Annotated in this window: 23 protein-coding genes; 18 read left to right on the forward strand and 5 right to left on the reverse strand. The window is 69.9% G+C overall.

The features are described from left to right. Positions 1–23: 23 nt before the first annotated feature. Together AXZ95_RS15395 and AXZ95_RS19665 are read right to left on the reverse strand one after the other, a co-directional pair. Complete coding sequence (locus AXZ95_RS15395) at positions 24–1409, reverse strand: hypothetical protein (protein ID WP_018191903.1); 1386 nt, start codon at positions 1407–1409, stop codon at positions 24–26. Positions 1410–1454: 45 nt separating this feature from the next. Continuing rightward, positions 1455–1628 (reverse strand): hypothetical protein, encoded by a 174-nt coding sequence (locus AXZ95_RS19665; RefSeq protein ID WP_018191902.1) that lies wholly within the window; start codon positions 1626–1628, stop codon positions 1455–1457. A gap of 234 nt (positions 1629–1862) precedes the next feature. Here AXZ95_RS19665 and sucC point away from each other — a divergent pair, with 234 nt between their 5' ends. The 8 genes from sucC (at position 1863) to ddaH (ending at position 11433) form a co-directional block, all read left to right on the forward strand. Then, positions 1863–3026: an ADP-forming succinate--CoA ligase subunit beta gene (gene sucC / locus AXZ95_RS15400; protein WP_018191901.1), complete on the forward strand. Its 1164-nt coding sequence runs from the start codon at positions 1863–1865 to the stop codon at positions 3024–3026. A 17-nt stretch (positions 3027–3043) separates the two neighbouring features. Continuing rightward, a complete protein-coding gene (gene sucD / locus AXZ95_RS15405) occupies positions 3044–3931 on the forward strand; it encodes a succinate--CoA ligase subunit alpha (protein ID WP_018191900.1) in 888 nt (295 codons plus the stop codon). 145 nt (positions 3932–4076) lie between these two features. Continuing rightward, positions 4077–5459 (forward strand): hypothetical protein, encoded by a 1383-nt coding sequence (locus AXZ95_RS15410; protein WP_018191899.1) that lies wholly within the window; start codon positions 4077–4079, stop codon positions 5457–5459. A 55-nt stretch (positions 5460–5514) separates the two neighbouring features. After that, a complete protein-coding gene (locus AXZ95_RS15415; protein WP_018191898.1) occupies positions 5515–6819 on the forward strand; it encodes a DUF6350 family protein in 1305 nt (434 codons plus the stop codon). Between the two features lie 35 nt (positions 6820–6854). Next, entirely contained in the window at positions 6855–7448 is a 594-nt protein-coding gene (gene purN, locus AXZ95_RS15420) for a phosphoribosylglycinamide formyltransferase (RefSeq protein WP_018191897.1), read from the forward strand. Continuing rightward, entirely contained in the window at positions 7445–9025 is a 1581-nt protein-coding gene (gene purH / locus AXZ95_RS15425) for a bifunctional phosphoribosylaminoimidazolecarboxamide formyltransferase/IMP cyclohydrolase (protein WP_018191896.1), read from the forward strand. Before purN ends, purH begins: the two co-directional genes overlap by 4 nt. A 104-nt stretch (positions 9026–9129) precedes the next feature. Then, entirely contained in the window at positions 9130–10185 is a 1056-nt protein-coding gene (locus tag AXZ95_RS15430; protein ID WP_018191895.1) for a Glu/Leu/Phe/Val dehydrogenase family protein, read from the forward strand. Between the two features lie 24 nt (positions 10186–10209). Next, positions 10210–11433: a dimethylargininase gene (gene ddaH / locus AXZ95_RS15435; RefSeq protein ID WP_018191894.1), complete on the forward strand. Its 1224-nt coding sequence runs from the start codon at positions 10210–10212 to the stop codon at positions 11431–11433. On the opposite strand, the gene AXZ95_RS15440 is transcribed toward ddaH, so the two are convergent. Continuing rightward, positions 11405–12781, reverse strand: a complete 1377-nt coding sequence (locus tag AXZ95_RS15440; protein ID WP_018191893.1) for an MFS transporter — start codon at positions 12779–12781, stop codon at positions 11405–11407. The two genes, ddaH and AXZ95_RS15440, sit on opposite strands and share 29 nt — an antisense overlap. A 401-nt stretch (positions 12782–13182) precedes the next feature. On the opposite strand from AXZ95_RS15440, the gene AXZ95_RS15445 reads away from it, so the two are divergent. From AXZ95_RS15445 to AXZ95_RS15455, 3 genes are all read left to right on the forward strand, one after another. Further along, positions 13183–15027 carry an ABC transporter ATP-binding protein gene (locus AXZ95_RS15445; RefSeq protein ID WP_018191892.1) on the forward strand — a complete coding sequence of 615 codons (1845 nt, stop codon included), beginning with the start codon at positions 13183–13185 and terminating at the stop codon, positions 15025–15027. Continuing rightward, positions 15024–16838 carry an ABC transporter ATP-binding protein gene (locus AXZ95_RS15450; RefSeq protein ID WP_018191891.1) on the forward strand — a complete coding sequence of 605 codons (1815 nt, stop codon included), beginning with the start codon at positions 15024–15026 and terminating at the stop codon, positions 16836–16838. Before AXZ95_RS15445 ends, AXZ95_RS15450 begins: the two co-directional genes overlap by 4 nt. Positions 16839–16980: 142 nt before the next feature. Next, positions 16981–17427 carry a hypothetical protein gene (locus tag AXZ95_RS15455; RefSeq protein ID WP_018191890.1) on the forward strand — a complete coding sequence of 149 codons (447 nt, stop codon included), beginning with the start codon at positions 16981–16983 and terminating at the stop codon, positions 17425–17427. Between the two features lie 102 nt (positions 17428–17529). On the opposite strand, the gene AXZ95_RS15460 is transcribed toward AXZ95_RS15455, so the two are convergent. After that, a complete protein-coding gene (locus tag AXZ95_RS15460; protein WP_026307267.1) occupies positions 17530–18585 on the reverse strand; it encodes a hypothetical protein in 1056 nt (351 codons plus the stop codon). A 178-nt stretch (positions 18586–18763) separates the two neighbouring features. Here AXZ95_RS15460 and AXZ95_RS15465 point away from each other — a divergent pair, with 178 nt between their 5' ends. From AXZ95_RS15465 to AXZ95_RS15495, 7 genes are all read left to right on the forward strand, one after another. Then, the gene (locus AXZ95_RS15465) at positions 18764–19111 is read left to right on the forward strand and encodes a response regulator (RefSeq protein WP_018191889.1); all 348 of its coding nucleotides are present in this window, start codon (positions 18764–18766) and stop codon (positions 19109–19111) included. Between the two features lie 43 nt (positions 19112–19154). Continuing rightward, the gene (locus tag AXZ95_RS15470; protein WP_018191888.1) at positions 19155–19799 is read left to right on the forward strand and encodes a response regulator transcription factor; all 645 of its coding nucleotides are present in this window, start codon (positions 19155–19157) and stop codon (positions 19797–19799) included. A 4-nt stretch (positions 19800–19803) separates the two neighbouring features. Then, positions 19804–21642, forward strand: a complete 1839-nt coding sequence (locus AXZ95_RS15475; protein ID WP_018191887.1) for a sensor histidine kinase — start codon at positions 19804–19806, stop codon at positions 21640–21642. 160 nt (positions 21643–21802) lie between these two features. Continuing rightward, entirely contained in the window at positions 21803–22630 is an 828-nt protein-coding gene (locus AXZ95_RS15480; protein WP_081626618.1) for a cutinase family protein, read from the forward strand. A gap of 49 nt (positions 22631–22679) precedes the next feature. Then, positions 22680–22979, forward strand: a complete 300-nt coding sequence (locus AXZ95_RS15485) for a hypothetical protein (RefSeq protein ID WP_020487543.1) — start codon at positions 22680–22682, stop codon at positions 22977–22979. 127 nt (positions 22980–23106) lie between these two features. Then, complete coding sequence (locus AXZ95_RS15490; RefSeq protein WP_018191884.1) at positions 23107–24282, forward strand: inorganic phosphate transporter; 1176 nt, start codon at positions 23107–23109, stop codon at positions 24280–24282. A gap of 2 nt (positions 24283–24284) precedes the next feature. Beyond that, positions 24285–24584: a hypothetical protein gene (locus AXZ95_RS15495; protein ID WP_018191883.1), complete on the forward strand. Its 300-nt coding sequence runs from the start codon at positions 24285–24287 to the stop codon at positions 24582–24584. 21 nt (positions 24585–24605) lie between these two features. On the opposite strand, the gene AXZ95_RS15500 is transcribed toward AXZ95_RS15495, so the two are convergent. Continuing rightward, on the reverse strand, positions 24606–25031 hold the full coding sequence (locus tag AXZ95_RS15500; RefSeq protein WP_018191882.1) for a hypothetical protein: 426 nt from the start codon (positions 25029–25031) through the stop codon (positions 24606–24608). Positions 25032–25070 lie beyond the last annotated feature (39 nt).

The following is a 25070-nucleotide window of genomic DNA, read 5'->3' on the forward strand; positions in this document are numbered from 1 at the left end:
GGAGAGTGAGGGCTGCGTGCTGCTCACGGTGCTACCCAGGTGGAGCGGGCGCGCCGCGGGCGCAGGTTCCGTCGGCCGGTGACGCGCGGCGGCCGACCGGGGCGGGCGACCGACTCGGGGTCGAGGGCCGCTCCCTCGAGAGCCGCGAGTCTGCCTCGTGGCCGACGAACTCCGCGGGTACGCAGTCGCCCGGCGATCAGCAGAAGCACACCTGCGACGCCGGTCCCAGAGCCCCAGAGTGCCGGCACCAGCGTGTCCGTGCCCGTGTCGGCCAATCTCGTCTGAGTCAGGGCGGGCTCGATGTCCGGTACGGGGACGACGGGAGTCTGCGCCCGGGTGATCTCGGTGGCGATGCCGAACTCGGACGTCCACGGGTGCACCCGTGCTCCGCCCGCACCGGGATCGGTGCGCGCCGGGTCGATGCGTTCGGTCCAGACGTAGTAGCCGTCGGCCGGGAGCGTGCAGCTCGGCGTGGTGTATTCGCCGACGCCGTCGATCACCGTCTCGACCGTGCAGACCGTGGGCGAGTCCGGCGGCGGCGCGGGAGCGTGGGAGATCGGTTCGGCGAACGGCCCGTGCAGCGTGCTCTCGACGACCGCTGTGATGGCGGTGAAGCCGTCATCGCTGGCGCGAACGCCCCAGGTCGGAAGCAGGCCATCGCCCTCGGCGACGCTCACGGTGAGGTGGTCGGCGATCGCGGCACCCGGATGCGCCTCGGCCAGGGATGTGCGTGTACCCACCTGCGGCTGGAACGGCAGCGGTGACGGGCCGGTCGCGTGCGCCTCGGCCTGCGCATTCGCCGTGGACGGTTCCGCGATCAGCACGGCCTGTGCGTCCGTCGTCGGCAGAGCGACGGTGATCCGGTTGCCGTAAGGGAGTTCGCCCGTCTTCGCCGTGGCGCTCACGGCGACGCTGGCCTCCGATCCGGTCGGCCGGATGGCGACATCGGTCCCCGACCGAATGGTGCCGGTGCTCCCGCCGTCGTCGAAGGTTGCCCCTGTGAGGGCCACCGAGACGGGATGAGCGCCGCTGGGGAGCAGCTCCGGGCCGGCGATGCGGTCCACGGTCAGCTCGACGCGCACGCGGCCGGCTCCCGTCTCGGCGAGTTCGACGACCACGGCGGCGCGCACCCCCGTCGAGGCGCGGCTTCGGGCCTCGGCCAGCATCTCGACGGCCCGCGCGTAGACGCGGTCGCTGTCGGCGCCCGCTCGTGCCGCGTGCTCTCGGGCCTCTGGTTCGGACATCCCGGCGTGCATCCATGTCGCCAGCTGCCCTGAGGCAGCAGTGAGGCGGTCGCTGCTTCCCGCCCAGGTGCGGGCGAAGTAGGCGAACATCGCCGACTGCTCCGGCGTCCACCAGCCCATTCCGGCGGGGTCCGCGTAGCTGTACTGGAGGCCGACCGGTGCCACCTTGCCGGGATTCAGGCAGAAGCCGAGTGCGCCGTCGTCGAAATGCTAGGCGCCCAGCCACCAGCCGTCGGGGGACTGGTAGCCGGGACCGTGGCCGTCGCCCACGAGGGCGCGCGCCGGCCCGGCAGCGGAGGTGAGCGCTCCATGGAGGACGCCGAGGAAGACGGCCAGCCCCGCGAGGCATACAGCGGAGATCAAGGTGAAAGGTCGATGAGTCATGCCTCCACCGTCGCGGCGACGTCGGCTCCGCGGGGCCGCCGTCGGCGGATCGGTGGACAACGGCGTTCGCCGAGGACCTGTGAACACCTCGGCCGGTTTCGGCCCGTTCAGGGGAAGGGTCTAAAGTTCTTCCTGGCGAATTTATCTCGGCGTCGAGCTATTCTCGCGCCGGACCGTCAGGAGAAATCAGCCGGCAGCCACGAGCGCACCGGAACACCAGCGGATTGGATAACCGTGGATCTATACGAGTACCAGGCCAGAGACCTGTTTGAGAAGTACGGGGTCCCGGTGCTTCCGGGCATCGTCGCCGACACCCCCGAGGAGGTGCGTGCGGCTGCCGAGAAGCTGGGCGGCGTGACCGTCGTCAAGGCGCAGGTCAAGACCGGTGGTCGCGGAAAGGCCGGCGGTGTCAAGGTCGCGAAGAACGCCGATGAGGCGGAGGCAGCGGCCCGGGCCATCCTCGGACTCGACATCAAGGGCCACGTCGTCCGTCGTGTCATGGTCGCCGGCGGCGCCCGCATCGCTCGCGAGTTCTACTTCTCGGTGCTCCTCGACCGCGCCAACCGCTCCTACCTCTCGCTGACCAGCGTCGAGGGCGGTATGGAGATCGAGCAGCTCGCCGTGGAGAAGCCGGAGGCGCTCGCCCGCGTCGAGGTCGACCCGCGCGGCGGCATCGACCACGCGAAGGCCGTCGAGATCGCACGGGCCGCCGGATTCCCGGAGGACCTCGTCGAGAAGGTCGCCGATGTCTTCGTGAAGCTCTACGAGGTCTACACCGGCGAGGACGCGACCCTCGTCGAGGTGAACCCGCTCGTCCTCACCGAGGAGGGCGACATCATCGCGCTCGACGGCAAAGTCTCCCTCGACGAGAACGCCGATTTCCGTCACCCCGACCACGAGGCCCTCGAGGACAAGGACGCGGCCGACCCGCTGGAGGCCAAGGCCAAGGCGGCGAACCTCAACTACGTCAAGCTCGACGGCCAGGTGGGCATCATCGGCAACGGCGCCGGCCTCGTCATGTCGACCCTGGATGTCGTCGCCTACGCCGGCGAGAAGCACCAGGGCGTCAAGCCGGCCAACTTCCTCGACATCGGCGGCGGCGCATCCGCCGAGGTGATGGCGGCGGGTCTCGACGTCATCCTCAACGACCCGCAGGTGAAGAGCGTGTTCGTGAACGTCTTCGGCGGGATCACCGCGTGCGACGCGGTCGCCAACGGCATCGTGAAGGCGCTGGAGATCCTCGGCGACGAGGCGAACAAGCCGCTGGTCGTGCGCCTCGACGGCAACAACGTCGACGAGGGGCGCCGCATCCTGACCGAGGCGAACCACCCGCTGGTCACCCTCGCACTCACCATGGACGAGGGCGCCGACAAGGCCGCCGAGCTGGCCGCGAAGTAAGCGAAGGACGAACGAGAATGTCTATCTTCCTCAACAAGGACTCCAAGGTCATCGTCCAGGGCATCACCGGCGGTGAGGGCACCAAGCACACCGCGCTCATGCTGAAGGCCGGCACCCAGGTCGTCGGCGGTGTCAACGCGCGCAAGGCCGGCACGACCGTCACCCACGGCGATGTCGAGCTCCCCGTGTTCGGCACGGTCGTCGAGGCCATCGAGAAGACCGGCGCAGATGTGTCGATCATCTTCGTGCCGCCGGCGTTCGCGAAGGACGCGATGGTGGAGGCCATCGACGCCGAGATCCCGCTGCTCGTCGTGATCACCGAGGGCATCCCGGTGCAGGACTCCGCAGAGGCGTGGGCCTACGCCAAGGAGAAGGGCAACAAGACCCGGATCATCGGCCCGAACTGCCCCGGAATCATCACGCCCGGCGAGTCGCTGGTGGGGATCACCCCGGCGACCATCACCGGCAAGGGCCCGATCGGCCTCGTCTCGAAGTCGGGCACGCTGACCTACCAGATGATGTACGAGCTGCGCGACCTTGGCTTCTCGACCGCCATCGGCATCGGCGGAGACCCCGTCATCGGCACCACGCACATCGACGCCCTCGCCGCGTTCGAGGCCGACCCGGAGACGAAGGCCATCGTGATGATCGGCGAGATCGGTGGCGACGCCGAGGAGCGCGCCGCGGACTTCATCAAGGCGAACGTGACCAAGCCGGTCGTCGGCTACGTCGCGGGCTTCACGGCTCCCGAGGGCAAGACCATGGGCCACGCCGGCGCCATCGTGTCGGGCTCGGCGGGCACCGCCCAGGCCAAGAAGGAGGCGCTGGAGGCTGCGGGCGTCAAGGTCGGCAAGACGCCGTCCGAGACGGCGGAGCTGCTGCGCGAGGTCTACGCCGCGCTGTAATCCCGAGACGCACCACCGCGAAGGCCGGGACCGGGAGGTCCCGGCCTTCGCTGTTTCCGGCCTGCGTCATCCCGTTCAGGTACTCCCTGCCGCACACGGCGACCGCGGCGCTACAGTGAGCGCACCGTGCCGGAAGGAGACGCTGATGGCTCGTCCGACGAACACCGAGCTGCTGCAGCGCATCGCAGCTCTGGAGGAGGAGAACGCCGCGCTCCGGATGCAGAGCGGCGACCCCTCGATCGACACGGTGCCGATCGCACCGTTGCCGCCGACGAAGCGCCCGCGCAGCTGGGCCTGGACCCTGCTGGCGACCGTCCTGATCGTCCTCGGTGCCATCCTCGCGCCCGTCGCGGTGGTCGCGTCCTGGGCGAAGGTCCAGCTGACCGACACCGACTCGTTCGTCACGACGTACGCGCCACTTGCGCACGACCCGGGCGTCCAGGCGTTCGTGACCGACGAGGCCGTGAAGGCCGTGCAGGACAATGTGGACATCGACCAGCTCACATCGCAGGTGATCGACGGCATCACCGACCTGGGCACCGGTCCGGTCGCCACCAAGGCCCTGGAGTCGCTGAAGGGCCCGCTCGCGCAAGGCGTCGAGTCGCTGCTGCGCTCGACCGTCCAGCGTTTCGTCGCCTCCGACGCATTCGCACAGGTGTGGCAGCAGGCGCTCCGGACGAGTCACGACCAGCTGATCGCGACGATGCAGAACGACCCGAAGGCGGCCGTCACCGTGGGGTCCGACGGCTCCGTCGGCATCCAGCTCGCCCCGATCATCGACCGGGTGAAACAGCTCCTGCTGGATCAGGGGGTCACGTTCGCGGCGCAGATCCCCTCGGTGGATCGCACCATCACCGTCGCCCAGAACTCCTCCATCCCGACGCTGCAGCTCTTCTACGGCCTGGCGGTGGCTGCCGGGGCGTGGCTGCCGTGGGTCGCGATCGGACTGCTGGCCCTCGGTGTCGTCGTCGCCCGCCGTCGTGCCCTCGCTCTGATCTGGGCTGCGGTCGCGCTGGGCCTCGCCATGGGCATCACGCTGGCCGCGATCGGCATCGGCCGGCTCGTCTTCGTCTCCTCGGTCTCTCCGTCGTTGGTGCCCTCGGGATTGGCGCAGACGCTGTTCTCGACGGTGACGGACGCGATGATCGCGACCGCGGTCGCCGTCCTCGTCCTCGCGATCGCTGTCGCCGTGGTCGGGTGGTTCTCCGGCCCGTTCGCCGTTCCCCGGAGGCTGCGCGGTTTCTTCGGCGACGGTGTCGCGTGGGTGCGCCAGTCGGCGGAGCGTCACGGCATCACGACCGGCCGGGCGGGCGAGTGGATGTACGCCCAGCGCACGCTGCTCCGCGCGGCCGTGGCGGTGATCGCCGCCGCCGTCGTGCTGTTCGTCCGCCCGCTCACACCGGCTCTGATCATCTGGACGCTGGTGCTCGCGGCGCTGGTCGTCGCGATCCTCGAACTGGTGCAGCGGCCGGTCATCACCATGCCGGAGCAGGCCGACGACGAGACGCCGGTGGTCACGGTCTCCTGAGCGCCGAAGTGTCGGCCCTCCGCGCCGCGTGCGCGCCGGTAGGCTCCGTTCGGTCATGAGTCGCACAACCGTCGCCCTGCTCGCCGCGCTGGAGGCGCTCATCGTCGCCGCCATCGGCATCGGGATCTGCCTCGTCCCGATCACGATCCTCTGGGCGGCGCAGTACCAGCTCGGCGCCGACTTCACGGTGGTGTGGCGGTCCGCCGCGGACATCTGGCTGGTCGGTCACGGCGTCAACCTGACCATCGCGCTCGACCCGCAGACGGTCGCGCAGCTCGGCTTGCCGGGTGCGGCCGTGCCGTTCCAGGTGACGATCGCGCTGCTCGGGTTCGCCGCTCTGACCGCTGGACTGGGCGTTCGGACCGGGATGCGCGCAGCGGAGACGGATCAGCGTCTCGTCGGCGCGCTGACCGCCTTGGCGACCTTCGCGGTCATCTCGACACTGGTGGTACTGACCGCGGGTTCGCCGGTCGCGCAGCCGTCCATCTGGCAGGGGGTCATCCTGCCGCCCTTCGTCTACGGGGTGGGGATCGCCGCCGGATTCGGCTTCTCCGCGCTGCGCGGCGGGGCGCCCGCCGAGACGGCTGCCGCGACCGCGTCGCCGGATCGGGATGCGACGGGCGCGCTCGACGGCGACATCGGCGGCTCCTCGTCGGGGAGGGCAGCCGCGCCGGCCGTCCTCTCCGTTCTTCGGACCGCGACCGTGCCGATCCCCGGCGCCCTGCGCACCGGCGCGGGCGCCGCATTGCGTGCCGGGACGGCCGCGACCGCCATCGTGATCGGCGTGGCCGCTCTGGTGGTCGCGCTGCTGATCTTCGGCAATTACGGGACGATCATCAGTCTCTACGAGCAGCTGCAGACCGGTGTCGCCGGGGGAGCGGCCCTGACCATCGGGCAGCTCGCCGTCATCCCGAACGTGGTGGTGTGGATGGCGTCCTGGCTGGTGGGACCCGGCTTCGCCCTCGGCACGGGGTCGTCGGTGAGCCCGATCAGTACCGCGCTGGGGCCGTTGCCGGGGTTGCCGCTCTTCGGCATCATCCCGGCCGGCGGCTGGAGCTTCGGGCTGGTCGGCGTCGTCGTCCCGATCCTCGCGGGCTTCGTCTCCGGTGTCCTCGTCCGCTCGCGGACGGCGGTTCGCGGGCTCGACGGCCTGCAGGCACTGCTGCTGACCGCGCTCGGGATCGGTGCGGTCGCCGGGATCGAGCTCGGGCTCCTCGCGTGGTGGTCGTCCGGCGCCCTCGGCCCGGGGCGGCTGCACGACGTCGGACCGAACCCGTGGCTGGTCGGCGCGCTGGCGGCCGCGGAGGTCGCCGTCGCCGCGGGGATCGGGCTGGCCGCAGCCGGGCGCGGCCGCCGATGACCGAGCCGGTCGTCTCACGCCGCTAGGCTGGTGGCGTGCTCTCGATCGTGGTGCTGATCTCCGGTGGCGGCTCCAACCTGCGTGCCCTGCTGGAGGCTTCGGAGGACGCCGAGTTCCCCGCCCGCGTCGTCGCCGTCGGCGCCGACCGCGATGCGGACGGCTTCGAGCACGCGGAGCGCTTCGGCATCCCGACCTTCACGGTGCCCTTCACGTCGTATCCGAGCCGGGAGGAGTGGGGCGACGCCCTGCTCGAGCAGATCCGGCAGTGGGAGCCCGACCTGACCATCCTGTCCGGCTTCATGCGCCTGGTGCCGCCGCGGGTGGTCGAGGCGTTGTCGCCGCGGCTCATCAACACGCACCCCGCGTACCTGCCCGAGTTCCCCGGCGCGCATGCGGTCCGCGACGCTCTCGCCGCCGGCGTGACGCAGACCGGGGCGAGCCTGATCGTCGTCGACAACGGTGTGGATGCCGGCCCCATCATCAGCCAGGAGCGCGTGGAGGTGGAGCCGGGCGACACCGAGGCCGCCCTCCACGAGCGCATCAAACCTGTGGAGCGACGGCTGCTCATCGACGCCGTGCTCGACATCGCCAACGGACACATCGACCTCGAGGAGCTTGCCCGAGCATGAGCGGACCCCGTCACGACGCCAGCCTGTACCGCGAGCGGGATCTCGTCCCGATCCGCCGCGCCCTGATCTCGGTCAGCGACAAGACCGGACTGCTCGACCTCGCGTCCGCGCTCGCCGCGGCCGATGTGGAGATCGTCTCGACCGGCTCGACGGCGCAGACGATCCGCGACGCCGGTCACGCAGTGACCGATGTCGCCAGCGTCACCGGGTTCCCGGAGTCGCTCGACGGGCGTGTGAAGACGCTGCACCCTGCTATCCACTCGGGACTCCTCGCCGACCTCCGGCTGGCGTCGCACGAGGAGCAGCTCAAGGATCTGGGCATCGAGCCGTTCGAGCTCGTCGTCGTCAACCTCTACCCGTTCGTCGAGACGGTGGCTTCCGGCGCGGTCGGCAACGACGTCGTCGAGCAGATCGACATCGGCGGCCCGGCCATGGTGCGCGCCGCCGCGAAGAACCACGCGAACGTGGCGATCGTGGTGTCGCCCTCCGACTACGACGGCATCGTGGAGGCCGTCGCCGCCGGTGGCACGACCTTCGACCAGCGCCGGGAGCTCGCATCGAAGGCGTTCGCGCACACGGCCGCCTACGACGGCGCCGTCGCCGCCTGGTTCGCGGGACAGGCGCCGTCGACCGACGACTTCCCCGAGCGCTGGGAGGCGCGGGCCGAGCTCAAGCAGACCCTCCGCTACGGCGAGAACTCGCGCCAGGCGGCCGCCCTCTACGCCGACCCGAAGGGCACCGGCATCGCCCAGGCGACCCAGCTCGGCGGCAAGGAGATGTCGTACAACAACTACGTGGATGCGGATGCCGCCCTGCGCAGCGCCTACGACTTCCACGAGCCGGCCGTCGCCATCATCAAGCACGCGAACCCCTGCGGAATCGCCGTCGCGGACGACATCGCCGAGGCGCACCGCAAGGCGCACGAGTGCGACCCGGTGTCGGCGTACGGCGGGGTGATCGCGGCCAACCGCACGGTCACCCTCGCCATGGCGGAGACGGTGAAGGGCATCTTCACCGAGGTGCTGATCGCCCCGGACTACGAGCCGGAGGCGCTGGAACTCCTGCAGACGAAGAAGAACCTCCGCATCCTGCAGCTGCCCGAGGGGTACGCCCGCGCGCTGACCGAGTTCCGCCAGATCTCGGGTGGCGTGCTCGTGCAGGACTCCGACCGCTTCGATGAGTTCTCTTCCGACGGATGGACCCTGGTCGCCGGCGAGGAGGCCGACGCGGCGACCCGTGAGGATCTCGAGTTCGCCTGGAAGGCGTGCCGCGCGGTGAAGTCGAACGCCATCCTGCTTGCCCACGACGGCGCATCCGTCGGGGTCGGGATGGGTCAGGTCAACCGCGTCGACTCGTGCACCCTGGCGGTCAGCCGTGCGGGGGAGCGGGCGGCCGGATCCGTGGCCGCATCGGACGCGTTCTTCCCGTTCGCCGACGGCCCGCAGATCCTCATCGACGCGGGCGTCCGTGCGATCGTGCAGCCGGGCGGCAGCATCCGCGACGAGGATGTGATCGCGGCGGCGAAGGCAGCAGGAGTCACCATGTACTTCACCGGCGAGCGGCACTTCTTCCACTAGGAGAACGCGCGGCGACGTTGCCTCCGGGGCCCGGTCGCGGGAGAATGGACGGCGGTCCACAAGACCGTCACACATTTTCACCGCGATCCCACGAGGAGACACCGATGTCCGTCCTGCCCGCAGACCTGCCGCACGAAACACTGCACGTGGTGAGGGGGAGGCGGAGCGGCCTCACCATCAGCATCGCGGTCCACTCCACCGTCCTCGGGCCGGCCCTCGGCGGATGCCGGGTCTGGACGTACGACTCCTGGCAGGAGGCGGTCGCCGACTCGCTGCGGCTGGCCGAGGGGATGACCCTCAAGAACGCGGCGGCCGGTCTTCACCGCGGCGGCGGCAAGGCCGTCGTCTACCTGCCGCGCGGCACGGTGCTCACACCGACCGAGCGCTACGAGGTCATGCTCGACCTCGGCGACGCCGTCGAGACGCTCGGCGGCAGCTACATGACCGCAGAGGATGTCGGAACGAGCGCCGAGGACATGTCCGTCGTCGCCACGCGCACCGCCCACGTCTGCGGCCTCCCGCCGTCGGAGGGCGGCGTCGGCGAGCCCAGCGACGCGACCGCCGCCGGTGTGTACGCCGGTCTGCAGGCCACCATGGAGCGGGCGTTCGGCAGCCGGGATGTCAGCGGCCGCCACGTGATCGTGCTCGGCCTCGGCCACGTGGGATCGCTCATCGCGATGCGCCTCGCCAGCGAGGGCGCCGTGCTGACCGTCACGGACGTGAACCCCGCGAAGCGCGCCCTCGCCGATGCGCTCGGCGCCACCTGGGTGGAGCCGGATGACGCCCACCGCGTCGAGGGCGATGTCTTCGTCCCCGCCGGTGTCGGCGGAGTGCTGACCGACCGGGTGATCGACGAGCTCCGGGTCGCCGCGGTCGTCGGCCCCGCGAACAACCAGCTCGCGCACCGCTCCGGAGCGGAGCGTCTGGCCGCACGCGGCATCCTCTGGGCGCCGGACTTCGTCGTCAACGCGGGCGGGGTGATCTTCCTGTCGATGGCCGGCGAGACCGGCGTGACCGCCGAGGCCACGCAGGAGCGGGTCGAGCGGATCGGCGATACGGTAGCGGAGATCTTCCGGGCCGCCGACCAGCGCGGTGTCACCACGCTGCAGGCCGCGGAGGAGCTCGCGCTCGACCGCCTCCGGGAGCCAGCGAACGCATAGCAGCGCTCCGCTAGGTTGGAACCCATGACGTCTTCCTGGGGCCGCCGGCTCATCGCATCCCTTGTCGCTGCCCTCGTGGTGGTCCTCGTCGTTCACGCGGCGATGATCGCCGCGTTCTACGTGGGGAGCCTCGCCGGGTCGTCGGCCCCGTCGGGGGCGTTGATCGTCGCCGTCAGCAACTACTTCTCGCTGACCAGCGTCATCGCCTTCGTCCTGCTCTGGGTCGCCGGCTTCGTCGGCGCGTTCGACCGGTGGTGGACGGCGCTGATCGCGGGTGTGCTGGCCGCTGTGCTGGCCCCCGCGGTCGGCACCATCCTGACCGCGACCTCGGGCGGCTCGCCGTTCAGCGGCGACCTGATCGCCGCCGTGCTCGGCACCCTGCTGGGGATCAACCTGCTCTACGCCGTCGCCATCACCGCGCTCACCCCGACGTTCGGCCGCTGGCTGTTCCGCGTCGTCGAGGGCACCCGCAGCCGGTTCGAGACGGACCGCAAGGTCGCGCTGGTCCGCATCCCCGCAGGCAACCTCGCCGAGGGTCTGGTGACCCACATCGACCGTGAGCCGGTGGATGCGGAGCGCGCGGACGCGCAGTGGGACGCGTACGTCGCAGCTCTCTCCGAGGCCGGGTGGCAGACCGTCGAGGTCACGAGTGCTGACACCCTGGCCGACTCGGTCTTCGTGGAGGACACCGCCGTCGTCTTCGGCGACACCGCCGTGATCACGCTGCCCGGCGCCGAGTCGCGCCGCGCGGAGGTCGTCGGCACCGAGGCCGCGCTCCGTGCGCAGGGGATGCACCTCGAGCGCATCGAGGCGCCGGGGACGCTCGACGGCGGCGACGTCCTCAAGGTCGGCTCGACGGTCTACGTCGGCCGCGGAGGGCGGACCAACGCCGAGGGCATCCGTCAGCTGCGCGCTCTCGTGGCGCCTCTCGGATACACCGTCGTCGCCGTCCCGATCACCAAGGCGCTGCACCTGAAGACGGCCGTGACCGCCCTGCCCGACGGCACGGTCATCGGCTACGAGCCGATCGTGGACGAACCGCGCGTCTTCGAGCGTTTCCTCCCGGTTCCCGAGGCCCACGGCACGGCGGTCGTCGTGCTATCGGACGACACCGTGCTGATGTCGTCGTCCGCCCCGCAGTCGGTGGCGCTCGTCGAGGACCTCGGCTACACCGTCATCCAGGTCGACATCTCCGAGTTCGAGAAGCTCGAGGGATGCGTCACCTGCCTGTCGATCCGGATCCGCTGACTCCCTCCAGCGACTCCCGGCGCGCTCCGAGTGGAGCCGGCAGGGCGCACCACGCCGCGGTCGCCGCAGCGAGGAGGGCCGCGGCCGCCCATCCCGCACCGACCCCCGCAACCGAGGCCACGAGCACCAGCGCGGAGGTGCCGAGTGCGGTTCCGAGCTGGGCTCCGGTGTTGAGGATGCCGCTTGCGCTGCCGGCGAGTTCGTCGGGCACCGTCGTGCCGATCGTCGTCGCGGCGACCGACGACAGGCCCAGCCCTGCGCCTGCCAGCGCCACGCCGAGGAAGACGCCCCACCACGTGCCGACGGTCAGCGCCATCAGCAGGCAGCCGAGGGCGATCGCCGCGATGCCCATCCCGCATACGGCGTAAGCACTCAGCCGTTTCAGCAACGAGCGCGTGCTCGTCGATGTGAGGATGACGGCGACACTCAGCGCCATCAGTGTCAGCCCGGCGGCGATCGGGTCGATTCCGAGCCGTTCCTGTAAGAACAAGGTGGCTAGTACGGCCGTCGAGCTGGTGGTCGCGGTGTTGACGAACGACAGCAGGGTTCCGTGGCGCAGCGGACGCGATCGGAAGGCGGCTGCGGGGATGAGGGGTGCGCGGGCGGTGCGCAGCCGGATGCCGAGGAGGACGGCGAGGACGACGCCGGCGCCGACCGTCGCGACGCCGATCATCCGGGTCGCGGGTTGCTCGATCCAGGCCGCGCCGGCGATGACGGCCATGACCGTGAGGATGAGCAGGGCGGCGCCCAGGGCATCGACCGGCTCCTCCTCGGTGCGCTCCCGCGCACCCGTCACCGTGGCGAGGCTGCCGATCGTCAGCGCGCAGGCGAGCGGAAGGTTGACCCAGAAGACGGCCGGCCACCCGAACGCTTGCACCAGCAGGCCGCCGACCAGGAAGCCGGATGCGCCCGCCGCCGCTCCTGTGGCGCTCCACGCCGCGAGGGCGCCCCTGCGCCGCGGCGTCTCTGGCGTCGCCGAGAGCAGCAGCCGCAGCGCCGAAGGGACGGACAACGCGGCGGCGGCACCCTGCAGCGCCCGGGCGACGAGGACGACGGCCAGGGCTCCCTGATGCCAGACCGCAGCTGCACCGCCCAACACGGAGACAACGCCGAACATGCCGATGCCCACGAGCAGAATGCGTCGATGTCCGAAACGATCGCCCAGCCGCGCGCCCAGGATGAGGAGGCCGCCGAAGAACATGGCGTAGACCGTCGCCAGGGGTCCGGCCGCGGATTCCGGCGCGCCCAGACCGCTCAGGATCGCAGGAATCGCCGTGGTCGCACTGGTCACGCCGAGGACGTCGACGAACTGCACCAGGCACAGCACGAAAACGGCCCCTCTGCGCATGCGGCCACCGTACCCGGCGCCTCCGACAGGCCAACCCGCCACTGGGATGTGAGAAAAACTCTTGCGTTCGTCGAGAACCTGGCAATATGCTGTAGGGCTGCCTTGTCGCGGCAAAACGGACGTGTACATCGAGGCTGGGAGGACGCCATGACGACGATCGAGACCGCACGAAAGACCACCGTGCCCGGGTTCGTCGCCGCCCTCGCGGCCGACGCCCGACCGTCCGGGCGGTAGCTCCCCGCCCCTCGCCGCGCGCCGCCGCGCACGACACCGGGAGCGTCCGCGGACGCTCCTCGCATCCCCACCACAAGACTCGCCATCGTCGGCGTGTCTTCGGCGACTCCTCCGCGTGCTCGCCGCCGGCTCCATGACGTCGGACACTCACAGAAAACGGATCATCCATGTCTGTCGCCCAGACTCCGAACACTCAGACTCCGAAGACCACCGCGAAGCGGAAGAGCACCGCGCGCATCCTGCTGCGCATCCTCCCGTTCGCCAAGTCCGCCGCGCCCCGCATCATCCTGGGCATGGTGGCCGCGCTGCTGGCCAGCCTCGTCGCGCTGAGCATCCCGCAGGTGCTCCGCTGGCTGGTCGACGGCCCGCTGTCGACGGGTGACCCGTCGGCCGTGTGGCCCGCCGCGCTCCTCGTGGTCGGGCTGGGCGCTGCCGAAGCGGTGTTCATCTCGCTGCGGCGCTGGTTCGTGCTGACTCCTGGAACTCACGTCGAGGCGAAGATGCGCAACGCGCTGTACGCGCAGCTGCAGGATCTCCCGGTCGCGTTCCACGACCGCTGGCCGAGCGGTCAGCTGCTGTCGCGTGCGGTCAGCGACCTCAGCATGATCCGTCGGTGGCTGTCGTTCGGCATCGTGCTGCTGGTAGTCAATGTCGTCACGATCGTGGTCGGGTTCGCGATCCTGATCGGGTGGAACTGGATCCTGGGGCTCATCTTCCTGGTGTGCTCTATCCCGCTGTGGATCTACGGGTTCGTGTTCGAGAACAAGTACTCGGTCATCGCGCGGCGCAGCCAGGACCAGGCGGGCGACCTGGCGACGGCGGTCGAGGAGTCGGTGCACGGCATCCGTGTGCTGAAGGCGTTCGGGCGCGGAAAGCACGCGCTGAAGACCTTCGAGTCGCGCGCGGAGGAGCTGCGCGGCACCGAGATCGAGAAGGCGAAGGCCATCGCCGGCATCTGGCTCTGGCTGCTGCTGGTCCCGGACGTCGCGTTCGGCATCTGCCTCGTCGTCGGCGTCTGGCTGTCGGCGCAGGGCCAGCTGTCGGTCGGCGAGCTCGTCGCGTTCTTCGCCACGGCGACCGTCCTGCGGTTCCCCGTGGAGTCGATCGGCTTCCTGCTGTCGATGACCTTCGACACCCGCACGGCGGCGGACCGCTACTTCGAGGTGATGGACGAGGTCAACACGATCACCGACCCCGCCCAGCCCAAGCGCATCGCCGAGCCGCGGGGAGAGCTCCTCTTCGACGACGTGCACTTCCGGTACCAGGACTCGCCGGAGCGCTTCCCGGACCTGCTCGACGGCATCCGCCTGACGGTCCGCCCGGGGGAGACGATGGCCCTGGTCGGCCTGACCGGCTCCGGCAAGTCGACCCTGACCGCCCTGACGACACGTCTGTACGACGTGACGGGCGGCGCGGTGAAGGTTGACGGCGTGGATGTGCGCGACCTCACCCGCTACGACCTGCGCAAGGCGATCGCCATGGCGTTCGAGGATGCGACCCTGTTCTCAGCGTCCGTGCGCGACAACGTCCTGCTCGGCCGCGACGACCTCGACCCCGCCTCGGCGGAGGCCGAGCGCGTGCTCACCGAGGCTCTCGAGGTGGCGCAGGCGGGCTTCGTCTACGACCTCCCCGAGGGCGTCGAGACGAAGGTCGGCGAGGAGGGGCTCAGCCTGTCCGGCGGTCAGCGACAGCGGCTCGCGCTCGCGCGCGCGGTCGCCGCGAACCCCAGCATCCTGGTGCTCGACGACCCGCTGTCGGCGCTCGACGTCGACACCGAGGCGCTCGTCGAGGCCGCGCTGCGTCGAGTGCTCGCCTCGACCACGGCCCTGATCGTCGCGCACCGCCCGTCCACCGTGATGCTCGCCGACCGGGTGGCCCTGCTGGAGGACGGCCGCGTCACCGCGGTGGGCACCCACCACGACCTGCTCGCCAGCAGCGAGCACTACCGCTTCGTCATCTCCAGCCTGGAGGACGAACAGAACGAAGAGATCCTCGAGGAGGTGAACCTGTGAGCACCACGACCGTCCTGGGCGTCGAAGGCGAAGAGCGCAACGACCTCAGCAAGGAGGAGAGCCGGCAGGTGCGGCGCCGTTCGCTGCACCTGCTGGGTTCGCTGCTGCACCCGCTGCGGATGCGGCTGGCGCTGACGGCCGTCGTGGTCGTCGTGAGCACGGCCGCCCAGGTGGCGGGCCCCGCGATCATCGCGTTCGGCATCGACAACGGCCTGCCGGCCCTGCTGAAGCAGGACTGGTTCCCGCTGGCGGCCGCCGGTCTCGCCTACCTGATCACCGGTGTGATCGGCGCGGTGCTCATCGCCTGGTACACGGTGCTGAGCGCGCGGATCAGCCAGGCCATCCTGCTCGACCTGCGCAAGCGGGTGTTCCTGCACACGCAGAAGCTGTCGCTCGAGTTCCACGAGTCGTACACGTCCGGCCGGATCATCTCGCGCCAGACGAGCGACCTGGACTCCATCCGGGAGCTGCTCGACTCGGGCATCAACCAGTTGGTCCAGGGCTTCCTGTACATGCTGTTCATCGCGATCGCGCTGTTCTCGATCGACTGGATCAGCGGTGTCGTGCTGCTGGTGTCGCTCGTGCCGCTGTACCTGCTGACGCGGTGGTTCCAGAAGCGCTCGCAGGTGCTGTTCCGCATCTCGCGGGTCGCGTCGGCGAAGCTGATCGTGCACTTCGTGGAGACCATGACCGGCATCCGCGCGGTCAAGGCGTTCCGCAAGGAGAAGCGCAACGAGAAGGACTTCGGCGGCCTGGTCGAGGAGTACCGGGATGTGAACGCCCGCGTCATCCAGCTGTTCGGGATCTTCGACCCGGGCCTCGTGATGATCGGCAACGTCACCGTCGGAGTCGTTCTGCTGGTCGGCGGCTTCCGGGTCGCCGACGGGCAGCTGGCGATCGGCGTGCTTCTCGCGGTGCTGCTGTACACGCGGCGCTTCTTCGACCCGATGGAGGAGATGGCGATGTTCTACAACTCCTACCAGTCGGCCGCCGCAGCGCTGGAGAAGATCTCCGGCGTCCTGGAGGAGGAGCCCAGCGTTCCGGATCCGGTGCAGCCGGTCGACCTGTGGTCGGCGCAGGGGCGTGTGAGCTTCGACGAGGTCTCGTTCGCCTACAAGAAGGACCGCGTCATCCTGCCGGAGTTCACGCTCGACATCCCGGCCGGGCAGACGGTCGCGCTGGTCGGTTCGACCGGTGCGGGCAAGTCGACGCTGGCGAAGCTGATCTCGCGCTTCTACGACCCCACCGCGGGTTCGGTGAAGCTGGACGGCGTCGACCTGCGCGACCTGCACCCGAAGGATCTGCGCCGGGCGATCGTGATGGTCACCCAGGAGGCGTACCTGTTCAGCGGCTCGGTCGCCGACAACATCGCCCTGGGCAAGCCGGATGCGACGCGCGACGAGATCGTGCGGGCGGCGGAGGCCGTCGGCGCGCACGAGTTCATCGAGGGTCTGCCGAACGGCTACGACACCGACGTGAACAAGCGCGGCGGCCGCGTCTCCGCGGGACAGCGGCAGCTGATCTCGTTCGCGCGGGCGTTCCTCGCGGACCCGGCCGTGCTCATCCTGGACGAGGCGACGAGCTCACTCGATATCCCGAGCGAGCGCCTGGTGCAGGAGGCGCTGCAGACGCTGCTCGCCGATCGCACGGCCGTGATCATCGCGCACCGCCTGTCCACCGTCGCGATCGCCGACCGGGTGCTCGTCATGGAGCACGGCCGCGTGGTCGAGGACGGCACGCCCGACGACCTCATCGCGGGCACCGGCCGGTTCGCCCAGCTGCACGCAGCCTGGCGCGACTCGCTGGTGTAGCGGTCACGGCCGCGTGTGCGGCGGCTCGTCCGGCGGGGACCACGGGGAGATTTCCTGTGGTCCCCGCCGCCGTCTCGGTGCCCCGGGATACTGCGATTGACCGCTATCAGCGCGCCGGGCCCGGTCGCCGCTAACGTTCCTCATGATGTCGGCGTTCAGAGGGTCGAGCCGGGGAAATCCCGTCTGGTTGCTGTGGTTGATTCTGGGTCTCACGTTTCTGTTCATCGCGTGGGAGGTCGGTTCCTGGTTCTGGTTGCAGCGTCCGGTCGAGTTCACGGAGCGAGATCTGTACGGGACCTGGGTGAGCGATGGTCCGCATCCGACGACCCTGGATTTCACGAAGGATGGCGTCGTGACGATTTCGGGTGCGCCCCTTCCTCAGGCGCCCGAAGACGATGACCCTGTACTGAGCGGTGTGACCGAGTGGAAGTACTTCCCGGATACGCGCGATCCGAGCGTTTCGGTGGGCGGAACCTACAGCCAGTCCCTCTCTGCTGAGAACTCGATGTTCTCGACCGTTTTGGCCCTGTACACCGGTGACCCGGACTCGGCGGGCACGAGAGTGGTCTTCAGGCACACGGGCGGATAACCCTGGTCGACGCAAGCCTCGACGTCGCGGGCGATTCCGGCGGGGACCACAGGAAACCTCCCGTGATCCCCACCGCCGGTCGCCGGGCGGTCAGGGGTTGAGTCAGCCGGCCGGGGACCAGGTCGAGCGCGCGCGAGACGGGCGCAGCGTGCGGTGTCCGCCCGCGCGAGCGTGCGGGGTGCGGCGCACGGAGGGTGCCTCGCGCGCCAGCGCCGTGCGGAAGAGGGGCAGGCGGGACAGCAGGCTGTCGCGCATCCCGTCGCGGAGCACGACCACCTCGCACCCCGCGTCGATGTAGGCGCTCGCCGTCGGGCCGTCGGCGAAGCGTGCTGCCGCGCCGGCGGAGACGGTGATGCAGTCGGCGACGAGCGCGCGGCCGGCCGTTGCCAGCACGGTGGTGCGGGAGGTCGCCGGGGCGACGAGCGAGCGGATGGTGCGGGCAAGTGCCGGCCACTCCGCCGGACGGATCGCCGTGCCGTCGGAGAACGTGTCGCCGAGGTCGAGAAGCTCGAGACGGCGGCCGGTCGCCGCGGACACCTCCGCGCTCGCACGCACGGCGCGCTGCAGCAACGTGACCAGGTCGGAGGCGCCTGTGTCCGGTGCGACGGGGAGGGAGAGGCCGGCGACACGGACGCCGAGAGCCGCTGCGTACCGCGCGACCGCAACGGCGATGGCCGGGTCGACCCGGAGCAGCACGGCCGTACCGGCCGGTGCGGAGACGAAGGTGTCGAGATCGTCCGGGTCGTCGACGACGAACCGGCGCACGCCCGCCTCCCAGGCGGAACGCCGCTGCAGCCAGCGCGCACCCGGCGCGGCGTGCAGCACCCGGCCGAGGTCCGCATCCACTCGGCGGAGGGCCGGAAGTGCGGCGTCGTGGGTCACGGTGAAGCCGGCGCCCTCGGCGGAGATGGTGGCGAGCAGAGCCGGATGCGCGAGGGCGCTGATGTCGTAGTGCACGTCCACCCAGGGAAAGGCGGCACGCAGGTCGCGGAAGCGGCGTGCGGCGCGGGAAAGATCCATCACGACGACGGGCAGCTCGTCGTCATCGCGTCGGCCCCGCCCGGAGTGACGGCCGTCCACCGCGCCCGCCCCGGTCGCCGCGTCCGTTCGGACGGCTGCGGCGCCGGTCGGGTCGGCGGTTCGGGTCGCGGTGGACATCGCCATCTCCTCGGGTGGACCTTCGTCCCGCCCAGCGGCGGGAACCTCGACGTTCGGGTCGTTGAGGTTGTCTCACATCCTGGCCCCGGCCCAGATGGCCCACATCCGGGGGGTCACCTCATTCCGTTTGCGTGGAGGCACGGATGACCCTCGGGGTGCGTGCGGAGATGATGGTGCCATGTACCTCCGCGTTGTGATCGTCGACGACCACGAGCGGTTCCGCGAACAGGCGGCGGAGCTGCTCCGCCTGGAGAGCTTCATGGTGGTCGGCGACAGTGCGACCGCTGCCGGCGGCATCGAGCTGAGCCGCCGCCTGGCCCCCGACGTCGTGCTGCTCGACGTCGGTCTGCCCGACGCCAGCGGCTTCGATATCGTGCCCGCGATGCGGGCGACGGGCGCCGCCGTCGTGCTCACGTCGAGCCGGTCGGCGACCGACTACGGAAGACGCGTCGCCGACAGCGGCGCGGAGGGTTTCATCAACAAAGACGAGCTGACCGGTGAGGCGATCCGCACCCTGCTAAGGTAAGCGCGTGAGCGGGGGACAGACTGTAGAGTCTCGCGCGCTCAGAGTGGCCGTCGCCGACGATGCAGTGCTGCTGCGCGAGGGGATCGGACAGATCCTGCGCGCGGGCGGTATGGAGGTCGTCGCCTCGGTGGACACCGCCGAGGAACTTCTGCGCGCCGTCGCGGCCGACGGGGATGTGGACGCGATCGTGCTCGACATCAAGATGCCGCCCACCCACACCGATGAGGGGCTGCGCGCTCTGGAGCGTCTTCGTGCGAGCGGCTCGCGCGCCGGCATCCTGCTTCTCTCCATGTACACCACCGCGTCGTACGCGATCCGGGCGATGAGCGCCGGCAGCGGCACCGGATACCTGCTCAAGGACCGCGTCGCCGACGCCGACACCCTGGTCACCGCCGTCCGCACCGTCGCACGCGGCGGCTCGGTGGTCGACCCCGAAGTCGTACAGTTGCTCGTCACCGCGCGGTCATCGGAGGCGACGGTCGAGTCGCTCTCCTCCCGGGAACGCGATGTTCTACGGCTGATGGCGGAGGGCAAGTCGAACGTGGGCATCGCCACCGAGCTGCACCTGAGCCTCCGCACCGTCGAATCCCACATCGGGCACATCATGGCGAAGCTGGGCGTGGAGGACTCCGCCGAGGGCCACCGGCGGGTGCTCGCGGTGCTGCGCTTCCTCGGCAGGGACGCCTGACCCCATGGATGCCGCGCTCCCGGCGCATCCGGAGGTCGCGCGCACCGGCGATGTGGGCGTCGCCCCGGCACGACCGGGCGCGGGCCGGCTGATCCTCCGCGCGCTCGCCGTGACCGTCACCATCGCGTCGAACGTCACGGCCCAGGTGCTCAGCGCGATCACCGGCGACTACGGGCCGCGTCCCTCCGGCGTCGGCTGGGCCATCGTCTTCATCTCCGTCGCGGTCGTCTACGTCGTCTGCGCGGTGATCGCCTGGCGGATCGTGCGGAGCCCCATCCCCGGCTGGCTCATGGTCGGAGCCGCCTTCTTCTGGTCGGCGGGCGCCTGGTACCCGTTGGTCCGTCAGTGGGGCTGGGTGTGGCCATGGGTGCAGGGCGTGACGGACTTGTGGGCGGTGCTGGTCGGGCTCCTCGTGCTGTGCTACCCCACGGGGAGGCTGGTCGCGCGTTTCGACCGCGCTATCCTGCTGGCCATCTCGATCGCCTTTGCGGTGCGTCTCGGCGGCACCCTGCTGTTCTCGTCGCCGGAGCCGTCCGAGTGCGGCTGCGTGATGAACCCGTACGCCGTGCTCCCCAGCGACACGGCCGACTACTGGCTGGGGCTCGCGTGGCGGTTCGTCGGCCTCGCGCTCATGCTGACCGTGGCGGCCCGCCTGATCGCCCGCTGGTTCACCAGCTCCCTCCCGGCCCGCCGGGTGGCCTTCGTGATGCCGCTCGCCATCCTTCTCTGGTGCTACGGCACGGTGCAGGACTCGCTGAGCTTCGCGTTCGGCTGGGACAGCGGCTGGTTGCAGTTCATCCCGCCGGTCGCGATCGCGCTCATCCCTCCGGCGTTCGTCGGCGGTGTGCTCTACGCGCGGGGACTGCGCTCGCGGATGGCGGACCTCGTGATCGTCGCGCGCGACAAGGTCGACCGCGGTCTGTGGGAGTCGAGCCTCGCGCGGATGCTGCACGACGGATCCCTGCGCGTGTTCTGGTGGGATGAGCCGCTGCAGAGCTACCAGACCAGCGACGGCAAGCCGGTGCCGGAAGCCGGCCTGACCGACCGGCCGGGACGCTCGGTGCTCGCGATCGACTCCGACCAGGGACCGATCGCCCTGATCGAGCACGATGTGGCGCTCAGCCAGGATGACCGCCTGCTCGACGCCGTCTCCTCGGCCCTGCTGCTCTCGGTCGACAACGACCGGCTGCGCGGGAGGCTGGAGCGCACCATCCAGGAGCTGCGGGAGTCGCGCTTGCGCATCGTCGAGGAGGGCTACCTCGCCCGCCGGAAGCTGGAACGCGACCTGCACGACGGCAGCCAGCAGCAACTCGTGTCGTTGGCCATCAGCCTCCGCATCGCGACGTCCAAGGCCGAGGCGCACGGTGACGAGGAGCTCGCGGGCGACCTGCAGCGCGCCTCCGAGCAGCTCGCGGACGCCCTCCGCGAGCTCCGGGAGCTCGCCCGCGGCATCCACCCCACCGTGCTGACGGACGGCGACCTCCGTTCGGCGATCGAGGAGCTGGGACTGCGGAGCCACGTGCCCGTCGAGGTCCGCGTCGACATCGCCGAACGGCTGCCCGAGGTCATCGAGGAGACCATCTACTACTGCGTCTCGGAAGCCCTCGCCAACGCCGCCAAACACGCGCGGGCACGCACGTGCACCGTGATGGTCTCGCGAGCGGACGCGACGGTCACGGTCATCGTGAAGGATGACGGCCAGGGCGGCGCGCGCATCGAGCCGGGCGGTGGCCTCGAGGGCCTCCGCGACCGGGTGGAGGCGGTGTCCGGCCGGGCCGAGGTGCGCTCGGTCGAGGGCCTCGGCACGATCATCGAGCTCACCATCCCGGTGCAGGGTTCCTGACCCGGTTGCACCGTCTCATGCCCGCGACCCCGACCCGGTTGACGCTGGCCCTGCGGCAATAACAGCAATCTCAGCGTCATAGCGACCCTGGGATTCGCGTCTCAAGGGATAAGCAGGTGTTCCGATACGACGGACGCCTCGTATCCGGAAGCGAGACGCCATGAGCAGAGCTGCTCAGATCACTCGAATTGTCATCGCCGCTATCGCCAGCACTGGTCTCATGACTAGCCTGTCCGCCACCTCCGCCTCGGCATGGGTGCCTGCTTCGAGGTGCGCATTCTCAACGTTGATCGGCGTGCGTGGCACAGATGAACCCGCTGGCTCGGGAAGCGCCAATGGTGGCCGTACCTACGCATCAGGAGGCCTCGGCGACGCAGTCGACTCCATCGCGAACTATGCCCGATCAGACAAGAACCTTCCCATCTACGTCGAGGCTCTGAACTACCCGGCGACGGCCTACCAGGCTCCATTCACCACCTACATCAACAGCGTCAATGTCGGTGTGGCGCGCCTTGCCGCCGAGGTGGAGAACCTCGCGTCTAGCTGCCCGAGCACGAATATTCTCCTGGTCGGCTACTCACAGGGGGCGCACGTCATCAGCAACATGTTGTCCGGATCCAATCCGCCGGCCTTCACCACTGTGTCCTTGTCGCCCGGCGCCAGGGCCCACATCAAAGCGGTCGTCTTGCTCGCGAGCCCGTCGTTTCGGCCGGGTCAGAGTTGGAACGCACCCAACCAGGCGCGGACCACTGCCGGACTCTTCCCCGCTGATGCTGGCAAGCTCAGCGCGTGGACGGCCCTCGCCTGGAACTCGAATTACACGGCCCGGACGCAACAGCCGATTGTGCGCGAATGGTGTTTTGAAGGCGACGCATTCTGTCAATCCGCGTTTCCCAATGGCATGACGATTCATCGCAATTACTGGAAGTCGAGCGCGATGGCGGAAGCGTGGGGATTCATCTACCAGAAGATCACGTCGAATGAATAGGAGCGGTCAGGTGCAGAAGACAACGCGCCCGAGCAGCGCGGATGCCGCGATGGCGATCGTCCTGAGCGTCCTCGCTGTCTTCATAGGAGGCGTGCTCACCGGTGCCATCGCACTACTCGATATGGGCGTCGCAGCCTGCGGACCAGCAACCGATTGCGACTATGGTGCGCTGTGGGTGGTCGGTCTCATCACGCCGAGCACCACGGTTGCCGGGGTGATCTTCATCCTCGTGATGATCTACCGCCTCGGCCGGTCCAGGCGCGTGTGGTGGATCCCCCTCCCCGTGATCGGTGGGATCGTCGTCGCCTTTCTCATCTCGGCCGCGATCACCGCGGAACTCCTTCCGTAGGTCGCTCACCATCCCGGTGCAGGGGACCTGACCAGAATTCATCCGCCGTTCACGAAGGCGGGCGGGGATCGGCGTACTCAGGGGGTGGGCGCATCGAGCGTCCGTCCCCTTTCCGGAAGGACCGCCGATGGACATCCTCGTCACGGTCGTCGCCGTGATCGTCGTCGCCCTCGTCTTCGACTTCACGAACGGCTTCCACGACACCGCCAACGCGATGGCGACCTCCGTCGCCACCGGCGCACTCAAGCCCCGGACGGCCGTCCTCATCTCGGCCGTCCTCAACCTGGTCGGCGCGTTCCTGTCGACCGCAGTCGCCCAGACGATCTCCGGCGGCGTCATCAAGGAAGGGTCGTCGGGTGTTGACATCACCCCGACGATGATCTTCGCCGGGCTGGTCGGCGCGGTGCTGTGGAACCTGGTCACCTGGTACTTCGGTCTGCCGTCGAGCTCGACCCATGCGCTGTTCGGCGGCCTGATCGGCGCCGCGGTGATCGGAGCGGGCTTCGGAGCCGTCGACTGGGGCGTGCTGCTGAGCAAGGTCATCGTCCCCGCCCTGCTGTCGCCCCTGGTCGCGGGAGGCGTCGCCCTGGTGGCCACCTTCGCGGCCTACCGCATCACCCGGAACGCACGGGTCCACGGCGCGGAGGCCGGATTCCGGCACGGCCAGACGGTGTCCGCCTCGCTGGTCTCGCTCGCGCACGGCACGAATGACGCCCAGAAGACCATGGGCGTCATCACCCTGACGCTGATCGCCGCCGGCTACCTGAGCTCCGGGAGTGCGCCGCCGTTCTGGGTGATTGTCTCCTGCGGCCTGGCGATCGCGCTCGGAACCTACCTCGGCGGCTGGCGCATCATGCGCACGGTCGGCAAGCGGATCACCGACGTCAAAGCGCCGCAGGGCTTCGCGGCCGAGACGTCGTCCGCGGCCACCATCCTGGTCTCGTCGCACCTCGGCTTCGCCCTTTCCACAACGCAGGTGACGTCGGGCGCCGTGGTCGGCAGCGGCCTGGGCAAGAAGCTCGCCTCGGTGCGCTGGGGCGTCGTCGGACGGATCGCGACGGCCTGGGTGGTGACGCTACCCGCCGCGGCACTCGTCGGCGGGCTGGCGGCCTGGATCGCCTCCGCCAGCCTGGTCGGGCTCATCGGCGTCGCCGTGGTCGGGCTCCTCGCCGGCCTCGGACTGTGGGCGCTCTCGCGCCGCAACCCGGTCACCCGGCACAACGTCAACGAGGGCGACGAGGCCGAGGACGACGCGTCCGGCTCGCGCGCGACGGCGTCCGTCGGCGCCGGACAGGAGGGATGAGGATGCGACAGCTCATCGCGCACACGGCGGCACCCGATGGATCGTTCCTCGGTGTGGACTGGGGGTCGTTCGTCGTGGTGCTGCTGGTCGCCTTCGCGGCGACGACGGTCGTCGTCATCGGCTACGCGACGGCCCTGCGGCTGTTGGCCGTCGGGGCTCCGCTCGACGCCGACGGGGGAGCGGCGAGCGTCCGGACCGGGCGGCGTCCGCTCGCCGCGACGGTCGGAGCGGTCGTGTGCTTCGCCATCGGCGTCGCCGCTGTGGTCTACGGGATCTGGCTGATCGTCCCGCAGTTCCACTGACGATGCACGGGCGGCCCGGCGCTACTTCTTGGTCGGTGACTTGACCGCCCACACCTGCTGACCGATCCCGAAGGCGGCCCATCCGTTCGGGCACTTGGAGGACTCGGGCGGGATGCCCTGAACAGGCCACCAGCTGTCCTCGATAGGGGGCTTCGGCGTCGCGACGGAGCCGGAGCACACGTTCGGCGCGAGGAGGGTCTTCGACGTGTATGTCATGATCGCCGACCCGTTCTGGGTGTCGTAGTCGACGCGGATGACCGTGGCGTCGTCCGGCACGAAGGTCGGCGAACCGATGAGGGCCGTGTTCGAGGCCTTCATCTCCTTCGCCGTATCCCAGATCGCCGAGTCGACGTGAGGCTCGAACGCGGTCAACACCGAGCATCCGGACAGAGCCAGGGCGAGGGCGGACGTCGTCGCGATGACTCCGGCGGTTCGGATGCGGGGCACGGCAGCTCCAGGGGAAAGGGACAAGGATCTCCTACGAGT

The sequence above is a fragment of the Leifsonia sp. 115AMFTsu3.1 genome, assembly GCF_004362795.1.
Taxonomy (GTDB): domain Bacteria; phylum Actinomycetota; class Actinomycetes; order Actinomycetales; family Microbacteriaceae; genus Leifsonia.